The organism is Jeongeupia naejangsanensis, from assembly GCF_016865585.1.
GTDB classification, from domain to species: Bacteria; Pseudomonadota; Gammaproteobacteria; order Burkholderiales; family Chitinibacteraceae; genus Jeongeupia; species Jeongeupia naejangsanensis.
In genome coordinates this window covers 17,191-34,225 of record NZ_JAESND010000004.1, presented here as the reverse complement: position 1 = coordinate 34,225, position 17,035 = coordinate 17,191, and the positions used below count along the sequence as shown (strand labels likewise).

General features: G+C 65.7%; 17 protein-coding genes and 1 tRNA gene. 11 read left to right on the top strand and 7 right to left on the bottom strand.

Annotated features, from left to right (window positions below):
- Positions 1-57: 57 nt before the first annotated feature.
- From recQ to JMJ54_RS09635, 8 genes are all read left to right on the top strand, one after another.
- The gene (gene recQ, locus JMJ54_RS09670; protein ID WP_203538197.1) at positions 58-1,842 is read left to right on the top strand and encodes a DNA helicase RecQ; all 1,785 of its coding nucleotides are present in this window, start codon (positions 58-60) and stop codon (positions 1,840-1,842) included.
- A gap of 135 nt (positions 1,843-1,977) precedes the next feature.
- Positions 1,978-3,207 carry a DUF3300 domain-containing protein gene (locus tag JMJ54_RS09665; RefSeq protein WP_203538195.1) on the top strand — a complete coding sequence of 410 codons (1,230 nt, stop codon included), beginning with the start codon at positions 1,978-1,980 and terminating at the stop codon, positions 3,205-3,207.
- Between the two features lie 15 nt (positions 3,208-3,222).
- Positions 3,223-4,149, top strand: a complete 927-nt coding sequence (locus tag JMJ54_RS09660) for a DUF2950 domain-containing protein (protein WP_203538193.1) — start codon at positions 3,223-3,225, stop codon at positions 4,147-4,149.
- A 333-nt stretch (positions 4,150-4,482) separates the two neighbouring features.
- The gene (locus JMJ54_RS09655; protein ID WP_203538191.1) at positions 4,483-5,445 is read left to right on the top strand and encodes a GMP reductase; all 963 of its coding nucleotides are present in this window, start codon (positions 4,483-4,485) and stop codon (positions 5,443-5,445) included.
- Between the two features lie 147 nt (positions 5,446-5,592).
- Positions 5,593-6,450, top strand: coding sequence for an endonuclease (locus JMJ54_RS09650; RefSeq protein WP_203538189.1), 858 nt, complete (start codon positions 5,593-5,595; stop codon positions 6,448-6,450).
- A gap of 309 nt (positions 6,451-6,759) precedes the next feature.
- Entirely contained in the window at positions 6,760-7,476 is a 717-nt protein-coding gene (locus tag JMJ54_RS09645) for a glycoside hydrolase family 25 protein (protein WP_203538187.1), read from the top strand.
- A gap of 144 nt (positions 7,477-7,620) precedes the next feature.
- On the top strand, positions 7,621-8,100 hold the full coding sequence (locus tag JMJ54_RS09640; RefSeq protein WP_239000012.1) for a nuclear transport factor 2 family protein: 480 nt from the start codon (positions 7,621-7,623) through the stop codon (positions 8,098-8,100).
- 50 nt (positions 8,101-8,150) lie between these two features.
- Positions 8,151-8,573, top strand: coding sequence for a VOC family protein (locus tag JMJ54_RS09635; protein WP_203538186.1), 423 nt, complete (start codon positions 8,151-8,153; stop codon positions 8,571-8,573).
- Between the two features lie 6 nt (positions 8,574-8,579).
- Here JMJ54_RS09635 and JMJ54_RS09630 read toward each other — a convergent pair whose 3' ends face one another.
- The gene (locus tag JMJ54_RS09630) at positions 8,580-11,033 is read right to left on the bottom strand and encodes an ABC transporter permease (RefSeq protein ID WP_203538184.1); all 2,454 of its coding nucleotides are present in this window, start codon (positions 11,031-11,033) and stop codon (positions 8,580-8,582) included.
- Entirely contained in the window at positions 11,030-11,743 is a 714-nt protein-coding gene (locus tag JMJ54_RS09625; protein WP_203538182.1) for an ABC transporter ATP-binding protein, read from the bottom strand. The genes JMJ54_RS09630 and JMJ54_RS09625 overlap by 4 nt, the downstream gene beginning before the upstream one ends.
- Between JMJ54_RS09625 and JMJ54_RS09620 the strand changes: the two genes are divergently transcribed.
- On the top strand, positions 11,736-12,386 hold the full coding sequence (locus tag JMJ54_RS09620; protein ID WP_239000011.1) for an arylesterase: 651 nt from the start codon (positions 11,736-11,738) through the stop codon (positions 12,384-12,386). The two genes, JMJ54_RS09625 and JMJ54_RS09620, sit on opposite strands and share 8 nt — an antisense overlap.
- A gap of 8 nt (positions 12,387-12,394) precedes the next feature.
- Here the strand turns inward: JMJ54_RS09620 and JMJ54_RS09615 are convergent, their stop codons facing one another.
- From JMJ54_RS09615 to JMJ54_RS09595, 5 genes are all read right to left on the bottom strand, one after another.
- A complete protein-coding gene (locus JMJ54_RS09615) occupies positions 12,395-13,027 on the bottom strand; it encodes a BON domain-containing protein (RefSeq protein ID WP_203538180.1) in 633 nt (210 codons plus the stop codon).
- Between the two features lie 67 nt (positions 13,028-13,094).
- Entirely contained in the window at positions 13,095-13,700 is a 606-nt protein-coding gene (locus JMJ54_RS09610) for a BON domain-containing protein (RefSeq protein WP_203538179.1), read from the bottom strand.
- Positions 13,701-14,291, bottom strand: coding sequence for a phosphoheptose isomerase (locus JMJ54_RS09605; protein WP_203538176.1), 591 nt, complete (start codon positions 14,289-14,291; stop codon positions 13,701-13,703).
- Between the two features lie 26 nt (positions 14,292-14,317).
- Positions 14,318-14,674, bottom strand: coding sequence for a YraN family protein (locus JMJ54_RS09600; RefSeq protein WP_203538174.1), 357 nt, complete (start codon positions 14,672-14,674; stop codon positions 14,318-14,320).
- Positions 14,658-15,857, bottom strand: coding sequence for a penicillin-binding protein activator (locus JMJ54_RS09595; RefSeq protein ID WP_203538172.1), 1,200 nt, complete (start codon positions 15,855-15,857; stop codon positions 14,658-14,660). Before JMJ54_RS09595 ends, JMJ54_RS09600 begins: the two co-directional genes overlap by 17 nt.
- A 96-nt stretch (positions 15,858-15,953) precedes the next feature.
- Between JMJ54_RS09595 and rsmI the strand changes: the two genes are divergently transcribed.
- Together rsmI and JMJ54_RS09585 are read left to right on the top strand one after the other, a co-directional pair.
- Complete coding sequence (gene rsmI, locus JMJ54_RS09590) at positions 15,954-16,778, top strand: 16S rRNA (cytidine(1402)-2'-O)-methyltransferase (RefSeq protein ID WP_203538170.1); 825 nt, start codon at positions 15,954-15,956, stop codon at positions 16,776-16,778.
- 44 nt (positions 16,779-16,822) lie between these two features.
- Positions 16,823-16,906, top strand: a tRNA-Leu gene (locus tag JMJ54_RS09585).
- The last annotated feature ends 129 nt before the right edge of the window (positions 16,907-17,035 follow it).

The window sequence follows — 17,035 nt, the reverse complement described above, 5'->3', positions numbered from 1 at the left end:
ACTCTGCACCTTCGGTCCGGCGTACAATGACCGGCTTCCTGCGATCCAAGTCCCCCGATGTCCGCCACCCCGCTTTCCGTCCTCGAACACGTTTTCGGTTATCACGCCTTCCGCGGCCAGCAGGGCGAGATCGTCGAACACGTCGCGAACGGCGGCGACGCGCTGGTGCTGATGCCGACCGGTGGCGGCAAATCGCTGTGCTATCAGGTGCCGGCACTGCTGCGCGACGGCTGCGCCGTGGTGGTGTCGCCGCTGATCGCGCTGATGCAGGATCAGGTCGATACGTTGAAGGAACTCGGCGTCGCCGCGGCCTTCCTCAACTCGACCGTCGACCTCGACGCCGCACGCGAGATCGAGCGCGATTTCCTCTCGGGCAGGCTCAAGCTGCTCTACGTCGCGCCCGAACGACTGATGACGCCGCGCTTCATGGGGCTGATCAAGAGCGGCCCGGTATCACTGTTCGCGATCGACGAGGCGCACTGCGTGTCGCAATGGGGCCACGATTTCCGCCCCGAATACCTGCAACTGTCCATCCTCGCCGACGACTTCCCCGGCGTACCGCGCATCGCGCTGACCGCGACCGCCGACCACGCAACGCGCGAGGAAATCGCCGAACGGCTGCGGCTCAAGGGCGCACGCCAGTTCGTCTCGAGCTTCGACCGCCCCAACCTGCGCTACACCATCGTCGAAAAGCAGAACGGCCGCGACCAGCTGCTGAGCTTCATCCGTCGCGAGCACGAGGGCGAATCGGGCATCGTCTACTGCCTGTCGCGCAAGAAGGTCGAAGACACGGCGGCATGGCTGCGCGAGAAGCAGATCCGCGCCTATCCCTATCACGCCGGGCTCGACGCCAGCACTCGCGCCAATCACCAGAAGATTTTCCTGCGCGACGAAGGCGTGGTGATGGTCGCGACCATCGCCTTCGGCATGGGCATCGACAAGCCCGACGTGCGCTTTGTCGCCCACCTCGACCTGCCCAAGAGCATCGAGAACTACTACCAGGAAACCGGCCGCGCCGGCCGCGACGGCCTGCCGGCCAACGCGTGGCTGACCTACGGGCTGAACGACCTGATGCTGCTGACGCAGATGATCGAAGGCTCGAACACCCCCGACGAACAGAAGATGGTCGAGCGCCGCAAGCTCGATGCGATGCTCGGCTTCGTCGAAGCCACCGACTGCCGCCGCCAGACCTTGCTCGGCTACTTCGGCGAAGCAACCCAGGCTTGCGGCAACTGCGACAACTGCCTGAATCCGCCCAAGCTCGTCGACGTGAGCGATGCGGCACGCAAGGCGCTGTCGTGCGTGTTCCGCACCGGCAACCGCTTCGGCGTCGGCCATCTGGTCGACGTGCTGCTCGGCAAGGACAACGCCAAGGTCCGCGAACACTGCCACCAGACGGTGTCGACCTACGGCATCGGCAAGGACACGCCCGAAGCCACGTGGCGGGCGATCTTCCGCCAGCTGGTCGCGCGCGGCGCGCTGCAGCTGTCACCCGAAAGCCGGGGCGGTCTGGCGCTGGCCGATTCGGCCCGGCCGATCCTGAAGGGCGAAGCCGAGGTCTTCCTGCGCGCCCGCAGCGAAACCTTCACCGCCAAGAGTCGCGATGCCGGCTTCGATTCGCCGGCAGACAACGCGCTATGGCAGGCGCTGCGCCGCAAGCGCAAGGCATTGGCCGACGACCAGAACGTGCCGGCCTATGTGATCTTCGGCGACGCAACGCTGAAGGAAATGGTCCGCCTGCGCCCGGCCGACCACTACGAACTGGGCCGTGTCACCGGCGTTGGCGACCGCAAGCTCGACAAGTACGGCGACGACTTCCTCGCGGTCATCGCCGGGCACTGAACCCGGCCGGGCCCGACACTGGCCGTAGGTGTGGCGTCAGCCGTCACTCCACTGCGGCAATCGCATTGTCGTAGACACTGGCAACAGCTAAAGTAAGGCATCTCCCTGTGACTCGTCCGCCTCGAAGGAGGAACGATGCAAGCACTGATGCGTGCATTGCTGTTCGTCGTACTGCTCGTCTGCGGCCATGCGCAGGCCGCCAACGGCCAAGCTGGTGCGGCCACCTTCAAGCCGGAAGAGATCGAACAGCTCGTCGCCCCTATCGCGCTCTACCCCGATTCGCTGCTGGCGCAAGTCCTGATGGCGTCGACCTATCCGCTCGAGGTCGTCGAGGCGCAGCGCTGGCGCCAGGCCAATCCGAACCTGAAGGACAAAGCGCTGGAAGACGCACTGCAGAAGCAGAGCTGGGACGCCAGCGTGAAATCGCTGACCGCGTTCCCGCAAGTGCTGCAGATGATGAACGACAAGCTCGACTGGACGCAGAAGCTCGGCGATGCCTTCCTCGCCCAGCAGAAGGATGTGCTCGACGCGGCGCAGCGGCTGCGCACCAAGGCCGAAGCGCAAGGCAATCTCAAATCAAGCAAGGAACAGACGGTCACCACCGACAGTAGCGGCAGCACCACGGTGATCAAGATCGAGCCGGCCCAGCCCGAGGTCGTCTACGTACCGACGTACAACCCGACCGTGGTCTACGGCCCGTGGCCCTATCCGGCCTATACGCCCTACTACTGGTACCCACCCGGTTACGTGGCCGGCACGGCATTCTTCTCGTTCACCGCCGGGGTGATCGTCGGTTCGGCGCTGTGGGGCGGCTGCAACTGGGGCCGCGGCGACGTCGACATCAACGTCAACCGCTACAACAACTTCAACCGCACCAACATCAGCAACAGCAACTGGAATCACAACGTCGACCACCGGCGTGGCGTGCAGTACCGCGACAATGCGACCCAGCAGCGCTACCGTGGCAACCGGACCGGTGTCGACAGCCGCGAAGCCTTCCGTGGCCGCGCCGACCAGGAACGCGGCCAGCTCGGCAACGTGGACAAGGGATCGCTGCGCGAACGCCCCGATGCCGGCGGACGGGACCGCCAGCATTCGGCCGGCAACCGCGACGCCCGCACGCCATCACAAGGCGGGATCAATCGTGACGCCCGGAATCCATCGCAGGGCGGAATCGATCACGGCACAAGGGATCGCCAGACGGCTGCCGACCGTGGCTCGAACCGCGACCATGCCGGCCAGCGCAACAACTCCTTCAACCAGATGGATCGCGGCGGCGCAGCCCGTCAGGACAGCATGCGCGGCGCGTCGAGCCGAAGCCAGATCAGCCGCCCGGTCCCATCCCGCGGCGGCGGACGCCGATAACCGGAGCGCACACCAATGCCCGCCAAGCACCTTGCCTCCTTCAAACTGGTTGCAGGCTTGATCGCCGCGATCCTGCTCGCCGCTCCGGCGATTGCTGCCACGGTAGGCCGCTACACCACGCCGGATGCCGCCGCCGCCGCGCTGCACACCGCCGTGCAATCGGGCAAGCAGGCGGCCATGCTGCAGGTACTCGGCAGTCAGGCCCGGCCGCTGATCGACTCCGGCGACCCGGTCGCCGACCGCTACAGCCGGGAACAATTCACCACTGCCTATCAGGCGCACCACGACATCGAACACGATACCGGCGACCGCGCCACGCTGGTGGTCGGCGACAACCGCTGGCCATTCCCGATTCCGCTGCGCAAGCTCAAAGGCCAGTGGCAGTTCGATGCCGCCGCCGGCCGCGAGGAACTGATCAACCGCCGGATCGGCCAAAACGAGAACGCCACCATTCAGGCCGCGCTCGCCTACGTCGACGCGCAGCAGGAATACTTCGGCCGCGATCCGGAACGGACCGGCCTGCTGCATTTTGCCCAACGCCTTGTCAGTACACCTGGCAAACGCGACGGCCTGTACTGGCCGACCGGCGAGACCGACGAAGCCAGTCCGCTCGGCCCACTGTTTGCCGACGCGGCACAGCACGGCTATGGCAAGAAAGTGAGTCAGGCACGCTCGCCCTATTACGGCTACTACTACCGCATCCTGTCGGCCCAGGGTCCGAACGCCAAGGGCGGCGCATACGACTACATGGCCAAGGGCAAAATGCTCGGCGGCTTTGCCCTTGTCGCCTGGCCGGCAAAGTACGGTGTATCGGGTGTCCTGACCTTCATCGTCAATCAGGACGGCACCGTGTTCGAAAAGAACCTCGGGTCGGATACGGCCAGCCTGGCCGCGAAGATGGCGCGCTACGATCCGGACAGCAGCTGGAAACCGGCGCCATAGCCGCCCTCGGACCATGCCGGCGTGCGCCCGTTCCGCCTGCGATGCATGCAGCCGGATACGCATTGATCTGGATCAGCAGTGCGGATGGATCGGCACCGAACGGGGTTGACTTCGCCGCCAAGGCAGCTTAGATTCGGAAACGTGCTCGGCCGCTAAGTGGCTGATGGCGCAAGGATTTCTGCAAGATTTTTTTTGAAAAACGGGAGCGGCGTGCCGCTCCCGTTTTTATTGGGGCCCCCGTTTTTTTCAATCGCAGTCTGCGCGCTCGAACTTCGTTCCGGCGTGCAGGGCCGGTGCACACCCGGTCCATGCCAACGGAGAGGAATACACCCGATGTCCATTGTGACCATCACCCCCGAACTGAACTACGGCGACGTCTACCTCGTGCCGCAGAAAACCGTCGTCGACAGTCGCAAGGATTGCGACACCTCGGTCGCTTTCGGTCCGCGACGTTTCGCGATGCCGGTCTACGCATCGAACATGAAAAGCGTGATCAACGAAGCGACCTGCCGCCATTTCGCCGAACGCGGCTGGTTCTACACCATGCACCGCTTCAACGTCGATCCGGTGGCCTTCTGCCGCAACATGCACGATGCCGGGCTGTTCGCATCGATCTCGGTCGGCGTCAACGATGAGACTTACGCCCAGCTCGACGCCCTGCGCGCCGCCGGCATCTCGCCCGAATACATGACGCTCGACATCGCCAATGCGTGGTGCGTGAAGGCCGAGCGGATGATCGCGCACGTGAAGAAGCAGTTTCCGGACACCTTCCTGATCGGCGGCAACATCGCCACCGCCGACGCCGCGCGCGACCTTGAAAGCTGGGGTTGCGATGCCATCAAGGCCGGCATTGCCGGTGGCCGCGTCTGCATCACCAAGAACAAGACCGGCTTTCACCGGCCGATGATCTCGACCACGCTCGACTGTGCCGCCGCCGTAAAGGTGCCGGTGATTGCCGATGGCGGGATCAGCGAGCACGGCGACATTGCCAAGGCGCTGGCCTGCGGCGCGACCATGGTGATGGCCGGCTCGCTGTTTGCCGGCTACGACGAGTCGGCCGGCGGCCTGATCGAAATCGAAGGCAAGCATTACAAGGAATACTTCGGCAGCGCCTCCGAGCACAACAAGGGCGCGTATGTGAACGTCGAAGGCAAGAAGATCCTGGTGCCGTACAAGGGCAGCATCGAGAAACTGCTGGTCGAATTGCAACAGGATCTGCAGTCGTCGATCAGCTATGCCGGCGGCCGCGATCTGGCCGCACTGAAAGGCACACCGATGGTCCTGGTCGCGCGCTGACCTCCGGGAACGACACATTGCATCGGGCAGCCCCCGATGCAATGCCGATGCAGGGAACGGCAGTCCAAGCTGCATGCAAAGCCGTTGCCGCAGCGCAAGGGCATATTCACATGGTAAGCCGAGGTGCCGGCGGCAAGAATGCCGCCGATGCGTTATCTCGTTCCCGCCCTGCTCAGCCTCAGCCTCGCCGCCTGTGGCGACGACATCCCCAAAGACGTGCAGCACGAGCTGCAGAAAATCGCCCGCCACGAGGTCACCAAAACCCTGGCCCAGCTCGGCGATCAGCTTTTGAAAAGCGGGCCGCAATCCCCCGATTCGGCAACCGGTGCCGCGCCGCTGGTGACGCGCACCAGCGATGTCGGCCACCGCGACTTCGTCAACGCCAAGCGCGTGCTGCCGCGGATCTTTACCGGCGAGCTGCGCGAGGAGTTCTACTGCGGCTGCGACTACAACGGCAAAAAGGTGAACTGGTCGTCCTGCGGTTTCAAGCCGCGCAAGAACGCCGAGCGCGCGGCGCGGATCGAATGGGAGCACATCGTTCCGGCCTGGAATCTGGGACACCAGCGCCAGTGCTGGCAAAGCGGCGGCCGCAAGCAGTGTGCCGACAAGGACCCGGTGTTCCAGACTGCCGAAGGCGATCTGGTCAACCTCGTTCCCTCGGTCGGCGAAGTCAACGGCGATCGCAGCAACTTCGGTTACGGCGCGTGGACGCGCAATCCGACGCCCATGTATGGCCAGTGCCAGACCATCGTCGACTTCCAGCAGCGCCGCGCCCAGCCGCGCGAGGAAGTCCGTGGCCGCATCGGCCGCACCTACCTCTACATGTACGAGCGCTATGGCCTGACGATGAGTCGGCAGGAAAAGCAGCTGATGTGCGCGTGGGCCAAGACCTACCCGGTCGACGGCTGGGAAACAGCGCGCGACCGCCGCATTGCCGCTATCCAGGGCAACGGTAACCGCTTCGTGACCGACGCCGGCGCCATCGGAGCAGCCTGCCAGGGCTGAAGCCCCCCTCGTACCTCACCCCCTCACCGTCCCGACTCTGCGCCAACCCGCTCCCGGCGTGTGAGCCGCGACCTCCAGTGCCATGCGGCGGCGATGGCAGCCCATACCGAACGGGCGCGACCGACGATGATCCGGCCAGCCGCGCCCGGCCGAGCCAGCAGCCTCTGCATCAAGCAAGACATCGGCATGGATGGCATGGCTGGGCTATATATTTCATGCCGAGTAAGTCATGCCGACTCGTGGCATGCATCCGCCACGGTTTCCGGGCAGCCCCCTTCCATTCGTTAGAGCACAACGGAAAAGCATCCCATGCGCATCTACGCACTGATCCTTGCTGTCGTCTGGGCCGTATCAACCCAGGCTGCGGAATTCAACGCCCCCTGGAAAGACAAAAACGTGGCGCTGGTCATCGATCCCTACTACGCCAATCGCATCGACTGGGATCAACTGGCTACCGAGCAGCGCGTCGTCGCCATCATTCACAAATCCACGATCGGCACGACCAAGCTTGATCCCGGTTACGCCAAGCGGAAGGCGGAAGCCTTGAAGCGCGGCTATCTGTGGGGCTCCTACCACTGGGGCGTTGCCGGCAATCCGAAGCAGCAGGCGGATTTCTATATCGATACGGTCAAGCCCGAACCGAGCGAGCTGATCGCACTGGACCTCGAGGACGCCCAATCGAAAACCCTCATGAACGCCGACGAAGCGATCATTTTCATCGATCGCATCAAGGAGCGGACGGGGCGCTATCCCGTGCTCTACACCAATCACGCCAGCGCGAAACTGATTTCCGCCAAGTACAAGGACAGTGTCTTCACCAAGACACCGCTCTGGTACGCCCGCTTCAGGTCGAAAGTGAATGACTTCCCGACAGGGGTATGGCCCAGCTATACCCTGTGGCAATTTTCCAGCGAGATCCTGCCGCAACTGCCGGTACCCGGAACCAAGCCGGACATGGACATCAACGTTTTCAACGGCACCGTGGATCAGCTGAAAGCGGCCTGGCCGCTTACCAAAGCGCCCTGACCCGAGGTATCAACAGGCGGCATCCGCCGGTCCGGAATCCGGCTCCGGCACGCACCAACCCATCCTTTTCCACTGCCGGTCGCAGAGAAAATCGAAGACCGCAGCCCCCGTAAACCGTGATGACGATTGCCCTGGAGTCCGATGATGAGTGAAGCGATTTCTCCCCGACCGCCCCTGCCGCCTTTTGATGCCGCATCTGCCGCATTGAAGGTGCGCGCAGCCGAAGATGCCTGGAACACGCGAGATCCTGAACGTGTGTCGCTGGCCTATACCGTCGACAGCGTCTGGCGCAACCGGTCCGACTTTTTGAGTGGCCGAACCGCAATCGTGCAGTTCCTGACCCAAAAATGGCATCGGGAACAGGGCTACCGGCTCATCAAGGAATTGTGGGCGCACGACGGGAATCGCATTGCCGTGCGCTTCGCCTACGAATGGCACAACGATCAGGGCAGCTGGTTTCGCTCGTACGGCAACGAAAACTGGGAATTCGACGAGCACGGTTTCATGCGCCGGCGCATTGCCAGCATCAACGACCTGCCGATCCACGAACGCGACCGGAAATTCCACTGGCCGCAAGGCAGACGCCCCGACGATCACCCCGGGCTGTCCGCGCTCGGTCTTTGAATCGGACCGGGCGCCAGCCAGTATGGCGTCCCGTAGCGGAGCGACCTGAGATGAAGCCGTACATCGCCCTGATTACCCTCGGCGTCGACGACCTGAACGATGCGGTGCATTTTTATCGCGACGGGCTCGGGCTGGTGACCGAAGGCAGCGTCGGCGACGCGTTCGAGCACGGCGCCGTCGCCTTCTTCGAGCTGCACGGAGGGCTGGGGCTGGCATTGTGGCCACGCGCCAGCCTGGCGCACGACACCGGCCTGCCACTACGGGCAGCAAGCGCTCCGGACGTCTGTCTCGCGCACAATGTGGCGTCGCAAGCCGAGGTCGATACGGTGATGGCACAAGCCGCCGCGGCCGGTGCCACCATCGTCAAGCCGGCGCAACCGACCTTCTGGGGCGGTTACGCCGGCTACTTTCAGGATCCCGACCGCCACCTCTGGGAGATCGCCTGGAATCCGCAACGCCAGCCCCCGGTCTGACGGCCCTCAGCCCGGATCGCGCAGCAGGCGTAGCGCGGATGCACGCGAGAGCTGCCGCCGCTCCCACGCGGTGATCAGCGCGGCAAGCAGCACGCCGGTTGCCAGACTCATCAGCGGCAACTGCCAGTTCCACGGCACGGTCAGTTCGAGCACTTCACGCGCCAGCAGCCAGCCCGACACGCTGGCCGCGACGCCGGCAACGAGCCCCGCCGTCGCGCCGATGGCCGCACCTTCGATCCATTGCACCTTGGTGATCTGCGCCCTGCTGGCACCGAGCGCGCGCATCACCGCCGCCTCGCGCCGGCGCTCAGGCGCGGTCGTTTCCAGCGCGGCCAGCAGCACGGTCAGCCCGGCCGCGAGGCAGAAGCCGAACACCAGCCGCAGAGCACTCGACGCCAGCTCGAGCACGCGACGTACTTCGCCGAGCACCTCGCCGACATCGATGAAGGTGACATTGGGGAACTGCGCCGACCAGCGCGCGACGACATCGCGACGTTCCGCCGGCAGGTGGAAGCTGGTGATCAGGCTGGCCGGCAGCTCGGCGAACAGCGACCGGGTGCCGACGACGAAGAAATTGACCCGGAACGAATCCCAGTCGACCGTACGCAGGTTGACGACCGGCGCGCTCACCCTGGTGCCGGCGACGTCAAAGGTCAACGTATCACCGAGCTTGATGCCCAGCGTCTTCGCCAGCCCGGCTTCGACCGAGTAGCCCGGTTTCGATTCGTCGAGCGGTGTACCGGTGTCGAGCCGGTTGTCCGCCCGCAAGGTCTCGCCCCAGGACAGGTTGAACTCGCGCTCGGCCAGCCGCTGCGCGCGGTCGTCCTCGAAACGCTTCGGCTCGACCTGCTTGCCGTTCTGCGCCATCCAGCGGCCACGAATCATCGGTTGCAGCGCGGGCGGCGCGAAACCGGCATCGGCAAATGCCTTGTCGAGCGACGCAGCCTGATCGGGCTGGATGTTGATTGCGAACTGGTTCGGCGCGTCGACCGGGACGCGCTTTTCCCAAGCGCTCAGGAGATCACGCTCGACCACCGTCAGCAGCCACAGCCCCAGCAGGCCGACCGCCAGCGCGCCGAGTTGCGCCGCCGCCAGCCAGCGTCGGCGGGCCAGTTGCCGCACGGCAATCCGCGCGGCGAAGCCCTTGGCGAAACGACCGAACAGCAGCAGCAAGACCCAGCCGAGCAGGCCGGCCACCAGCAGCGCACCCGCGATACCGGCAGCGACGATGGCGGCCAGCTTGGCGTTGCCCGCCACGCCGACGAAGAGCGCGGCCGTGGCGATACCGGTCAGTGCCAGCGTCAGCCACAGCCGTGGCGGTGCGGTCGTTTCACGCCGCAGCACGCGGATCGGCGGCGTCGCCGCCAGCCGCAGCAGCGCAGGTCCCGCAACACCGATCAGCAGCACGCCGCCGAAACCGCAAGCGGCAATCCACGGCCAGAACGAACCGGCCGGCAGCGGCGCCGGCAAACGGTCGCGCACCGCCCAACCCAGCACCTCCTGCGCAGCCCAGCCAAGCGCACCGCCAGCCAGCGCGCCGAACACGAACAGCAGCAGCAGCTCGCCGAGCAGGATGCCGCGGATCTGCGCCCGCGTTGCCCCCAGCGTCACGTACAGCGCAACGGCATCGGCGCGGCGCGCGGCAAAGCGTCGTGCCGCCAGCAGCACCGCTGTGCCCGACAGCGTCGCAGCAAGCAGCGTGACCAGTCGCAGGAAGGTTTCGGCGCGTTCCAGCGCGGTCTTGACCTCGGGGCGTGCCTCGCGGACGTCCTCGAGCCGTTCGCCGCGTGCCAGCGTGCTGCGCGCCTGCTGCTGCCACGCGGCAACCGCCTGTGGCGGACCGGCGACGAGCAACCGGTACTTGATCCGGCTGCCGAAGCCGACCAGCCCGGTCTGGGCAAGATCGGCGGCATTCATCATCAGCCTTGGCTGCAGGCTGGCGAAATCGAGTGCAGCATCGGGCTCGCGGTCGATCAGCGCCGCGACGTTGAACCGGGTGTTGCCCAGCCGCAAGGTATCGCCGACCTTCAGCTTCAGGCGGTTCGCCAGCCTCGGATCCAGCCAGATCGACCCTGCCGGCGGCGCGCCAACGGCGGATTCGGCGTGCCCGGCCAGCCACAGCTTGCCACGCAGCGGATACGCGCCGTCAATGACCTTGACGCTGGCCAGCACCGCCGCGTCCCCCTTGGCCGCCATGCTCGGGAACGCCTGCGTCTGCGCGACGACCAGCCCGGCAGCGCGGGCGGCATCGGCAAAATGCGCCGGGATCGGGTGGTCGGCGGTCAGCACCGCATCGGCGGCGAGCAGGTTGTTCGCTTCGGTATTGAGCAGCTTGGCCATGCGGCCGGCGAACAGGCCGACCGCCGTCAGCGCGGCGATCGTCACCACCAGCGCGGCAATCAGCGTACGGTAATCGCCGGCAGCAAGGCCGCGGCGGAATTGGCGCAGCGCGAGCTTCATGCGGCAAACCCGCGCTGTTCGACCACGCGCCCTGCGGCAATCCGCAGACTGGCGCTGCAGCGCGCGGCCAGCGCTTCGTCGTGCGTCACCAGCACCAGCGTTGCACCGGTTTCACGGTTCAGCTCGAACAGCAGGTCGGCAATCTTTTCGCCGGTGTGGGTATCGAGGCTGCCGGTCGGTTCGTCGGCGAAAAGGATGCGTGGGCCGGTGCAGAACGCACGCGCCAGCGCCACGCGCTGCTGCTCGCCGCCCGACAGCGTGCGCGGCGTGTGCTCGAGCCGCTTGCCGAGGCCGACACGTTCGAGCCAGCCGGCAGCAATGTCGCGCGCCCCCTTGCGGGATGCCAATTCGAGCGGCAGCATGACGTTCTCGAGCGCGGTCAGCTCGGGCAGCAGCTGGAAGGACTGGAAAACGAAACCGGCCAGCCGGCCGCGCAGCCGCGCACGGCCGTCTTCGTCGAGCGAGGCCAGATCGGTCCCGGCCAGCATCACGCTGCCGCTGCTGGGCAGATCGAGCCCGGCGAGCAGCGCCAGCAGCGTCGACTTGCCCGAACCCGATGCACCGACGATGGCGAGGCTTTCGCCTTCGGGCAGCGAGAACGAAATGTCGGCAAGCAGGTCGAGCGGGCCATCGGCGACGGCAACACGTTTGCCGAGCGAGCGGCAATCGAGAACGGATCTGGAAAGAGGAGCAGGACTGGCGATGGACATGGGGAACCGGATGGGCAAGGTGTGGGAACGCGCGGTGCTTCAGCTTATGGTGTTCTGCGGTATTGCGCTGCTGGCAGGTCAGGTCGTGGCCGCCGGCAAGCCGGTGCTGCTGGTGTTCGGCGACAGCCTGTCGGCCGGTTACGGCATCGCCGCCAACCAGGCCTGGCCGGTCCGGCTCGAGTCCGAACTGGCACGCAATGGCAAGCCGTATACCGTCGTCAACGCCAGCGTATCAGGAGAAACGACCGACGGAGGCCTGACGCGGTTCCCGCAAGCGCTGAAAATCCACAAACCCAAGCTGGTCATCATCGAACTCGGCGCCAATGACGGGCTGCGCGGGCTGCCGGTGACCAAGGCCAAAAGCAACCTCGGTGCCATGATCGCCGCAGCACAGAAAGCCGGCGCCAAGGTCCATCTGGTCGGCATGCAGATGCCGCCGAATTACGGTCCGGACTACACGCGTGCTTTCGCTGCGATGTACCCGGCGCTGGCGAAGCAGTATCGCGCCGGGCTGACGCCCTTCCTGCTGGCGCCGGTGATCAACCGGCCGGACTGGTTCCAGCCCGACCAGCTGCATCCGGTGGCCGACGCCCAGCCGGCAATCGCGGCGATGATCGCCAGGGACCTCGCGCCGCTGCTCTGAGCACCGGTTCACGAATTCGGTGCAGGCATGGGCGCATCATCCGGCGGCTCTACCGCATCCGGAGTTTCATTCGGCACCGGAGGTGCGATGGCCGCACCGGTGTCGACCAGCACCACGACGCGCTGAACACCGCTGACCAGTCGGGCTGCAATCGCCGCATGTTCGGCATAGGCCGGTCGGGTCTTGCCCAGCAGATAGACGACGCGCCGTTCGGTGACGACCATCAGGTGCATCGAATCGAGGCTGTCGCTGGCGTAGGCGATGATGTTCGCCTTCACCCGGGCGGTGAGCTGGGTGTCGGTCGCGCGTTCGGCCGGCGTCGATGGTGATGCAACCACCGTTTCATCGTGCAGCCGGCGCACGCCGGGCTGGGCCGTACCCAGCGCCGCCAGCCGCGCATGGGCGTCGTCGTCGGGTATTTCGCCGCTCAGCAGCACCACGCCGTCAAACGCGTTGACGCTGACGTGGGCCGTTTCGGCAAATTCGGCGTCGAGCGCCTTGCCGAGCCGGCCGGCCAGCTCGAAATCGGTTTTCATCACCGCAACCGGTCGCGGATCGGTGCCGACGACGACACCGATCTCGACCAGATTGACCACCAGCATCAGCGGCACGCAGCCGGCGAGCAGGGTGATCAACAACACGCTGCAGGCACTCCGCCTCACATCCGCCCCTCTCGTGCATCGAGGCCGGTGCGAGGCGGGCTGGCGCTTACTTGCGCAGCGCCTCGTCGGCCGGGCCGACCGGGTTGGCTTCGGCCAGCTTCACGACCTGGGCCACGCCGTCGACCATGCTGGCCGAGCGCGCCGCCTGGTCGACAATGTCCGGCCGGGTGATGCCCATCAGGTAAACGACCTTGCGTTCGGTCACGACCATCAGGTGCAGCGCGCCGCTGTCAGACGATTCGGTCCATACGGCGGTCTTCACCCTTGCGGTCAGCTGGGTGTCGTTCAGGCGGTCGGTGCTGCCCGAAACCGGCGCCACCACGGTTTCATTGTAGAGCTTGCGCAGGCCCGGTTCGGTGCGCGCCAGTTCGGTCAGCTTCTGTTTGGCGGCTTCGTTGGGTACTTCACCGGTCAGCAGCACGATACCGTTGTAGGCATTGACGTTGACGTGCGCGGTGTCCTTGTAGGCGTCGAGGATCTTGGCGCTGATGCGCGCGCTGATGTCGAAGTCGGTCTTGATCGTCTCGGCGCGACGCGGGTCGGAACCGACCATCGCGCCGACCGCGGCCGCACCGGCGATGACGATCGGCACGCAGGCCGACAGGGACAGCGACGCCACCAGCGCGACTGCTACGATACGGGACTTCTTCATTTACTCGCCTCCCAACAACATGTAATCGATCGTGTCGCACAGCGCGTGCACGAGGGTGATGTGCGCCTCCAGAATCCGGGCGGTCCGCTCGGCCGGCACGCACAGGTGCAGGTCGTCACCGACCAGCAAGTCTCCGATCTGGCCGCCATCGTTGCCAGTGAGCGCAATCACACTCATCTGCCTTTCGTGCGCGGCATTGATCGCTGCAACGACGTTGGCCGAGTTGCCCGACGCCGAAATCGCCAGCAGCACGTCGCCGGCGCGGCCGACCGCATGCACCTGCTTGGAGAACACCAGGTCGTAGTCGTAATCGTTGGCGATGGCCGACAGCACCGACGAATCGGTCGTCAGCGCCACCGCCGACAAACCCGGCCGCTCGCGCTCGAAACGGCCGACCATGGCGGCGGCGAAATGCTGCGCCACCGCAGCCGAGCCGCCGTTGCCGCAAGCCAGTACCTTGCCGTCGGAAATCAGTGCCTGAACGACTTTTTCCGCCGCCAGCCCGACGCTGGGGCCCAGAATCTCCATCACCATCTGCTGCGTGGTGACGCATTCTTCGAAGTGCTCGCGCACCCTTTGCAATAAATCCATTTGCTTGCCTTTGTTACAGCGGGCCCTCAGGCCTCGATACAGTGCTTGAGCCAGGAAATGGCGTCGCCGTCGATGCACACCGCGTCAAAACGACAAGGCGGAACCGGCGAAACGCCGAGAAGATAGGACTGCGCCGCGGCGATCCATTTCGCCTGTTTCGCCGGCGTGATGCTGGCGGCGGCGCCGCCGAAGCGGCCGGAAGCACGCTGTCTGACCTCGACGAAGACCAGGGTGTTCCCGTCGCGGCAGATCAGGTCGATCTCGCTGCGGCGGCAACGCCAGTTGCGCGCCACGATGCGAAGACCGCGGGCGATCAGGTAATCGGCGGCAAGCGCTTCGGCAACGGCCCCGCGCTCGCCGGGCGGGCTAGAGGATCGGGGCACCGTCGTCCGGTGTCGCGCTGTCGCTGGCCGACGGAACGGCGTTGCCTTCGCCGAAACGCTCCGGCAGCAGGCGGCGTTCGATCACGCCGTCGGTACGCTGGCTCAACTGGCCGGTCAGGCCGTCGAACGACACCGACTGCCCCGGTGCGTGAATCAGCGCCGCGGCGATCCGCCATGCGTCGACGCCCAGCGCAAACATCCGCTCGTAGTCGTTCGACTGCGTCCGTGCGCGGGCAAACAACGCATAGTACGGGTCATCGGCATTGACCACCCACGGCATGTCGAGGAAACGCACGCCAGCCAGATCGGCGATCGCCGTCGCCGGCAGTGGGCCCGGATTGATCTGCGAGGTGGCATACACCGGCAAGTCGTTGCCGATGAAGGGCCGGACCTTGCGACCGAGCTTGAAGCCGGTTGCGAGGAACACCGCGTCGGGATTTTTGGCCGCGACCTGCGCACGCAAGCCCGCCAGCGCCTGCGTGGCATTGCCGGCATCGATCACTTGCGGCGCCGGATTGCCGAGCGCCTGCCAGGCGGCGGCAAAACCCTGGCTCATCCGCTGGCTCAGCGGATTGGCGGCCGTGACGATCAGCGGATTGCGCACGCCGCTTTCGCGCATCACCCGCGCGACCTCGCTGGCCTCCTGCTCGACCGACAGACTGAAGCTGTACAGATTCGGGCGCCGCAGTGTGCGGGCATCAAAGCTGTTCAGTGCGATGACCGGCACCGGAAACTGCCCGTTGTCGGCAAGGTAATTGACCGCGCTGCGCGTCAGCGGGCCGATCACGGCGGCTGCACCGCCTTCGACGGCCTTGTTGTACTGCGCCAGCACGTCCTCGTCCTGATCGGTGGTTTCGAACACGCGCAGCGGCGGCTCCGAGCCCTGGCCGAAGACACGCGCCCCCTTGATGATGCCATCCACGATCTGGTCGACAGCCGGCTTCAGCGCCTTGCTTGCCGTCGCGCTCGGCAACAGCACTGCGATGTAGGCGTCATGCTTTGCTTCGACAGTGACTGCCGGTGTCTGCGGCAGCGGCGTGATTTCTACCGGTGCCGGCTTTGGCGGTGCCGGACGCGCCACCACACTGGGTGCCGGCGTCGGTTGCGACGCGACCGGCGCCGGCCGGGTCGCACAGCCGGTACTGACACCGGCCAGCAGCGCGCCGTATAGTAGCGCCCGCAATCCACGGCCTCTGCCGTGCCCAATCCGGCGCAACATGCGCCATGGAGCCTGAATGTGCATCACGATCCTTACCAGGTAGCCCGGGCTACATTATATGTGGTGGCCACGCCCATCGGAAATCTGCGGGATATCAGCCAGCGCGCGCTCGACGTGCTTGCCGGTGTCGACGTCGTCGCCGCCGAAGATACGCGGGTTTCGGGGCAATTGCTGCGGCACTTTGGCATCCAGAAGTCGCTGGTCAGCCTGAGAGAACACAACGAACGTGCCATGGCCGAGCGGATCATCGCCCGTCTGGCCGCCGGCGAATCGGTCGCGCAGATCTCGGACGCCGGCACACCGGGCATTTCCGATCCCGGTGCCGTGCTTGCCGCCGCCGTGCATGCCGCCGGCTACCCGGTGGTGCCGGTGCCGGGCGCCAGCGCGCTGACCGCCGCGGTCTCGGCCGCCGGCTTCAACTGCCCGCACACGCTGTTTTACGGCTTTCTGCCACCGAAGACCAAGCAGCGCTGCGACGCCCTGGCCGCGCTGGCCCCCCTGCCCTATCTGACGGTGTATTACGAAGCACCGCACCGCATCGTCGACTGCCTGACCGATCTCGCAGCCGTGTTCGGCGCCGAGCGGCAAGTGGTGATGGCACGCGAACTGACCAAGACTTTCGAGACGATTCGGCGCACCACGCTGGGCGAGCTGGTCGAGTGGGTCAAGCAGGACGCCAACCAGCAACGCGGCGAATTCGTCCTCGTCGTCGATGCCGCCGCCGAAGTCGAGCACACCGACGAAGCCGCGCACGATACGGTGCTGGCGCCCTTGGTGGCCGAGTTGCCGCTCAAGCAAGCCGTTGCGCTGGCGCAGACCATCACCGGCGCCCCGCGCAACCAGTTGTACGAACGGGCACTGGCGCTGAAGAAGGCCAAGCAATAAGCTTGCCGTTCGTCACAGGTTCGGCCATAATCCCGGCCTTGCCCGCCCGGGTGGCGAAATGGTAGACGCAGGGGACTCAAAATCCCCCGCAGCAATGCGTGTCGGTTCGAGTCCGACCCCGGGCACCAGTCACCCTTCCTAGGGCGCCCTAGGAAGTCCAAAGAACCCCCGAAAAGCCTAGCTTCCGGGGGTTTTTTGCGTCCAAGGGAATCCAACTAAGTCCGTTCACATCCAGCATCTTTAGGTATACGTTTAGG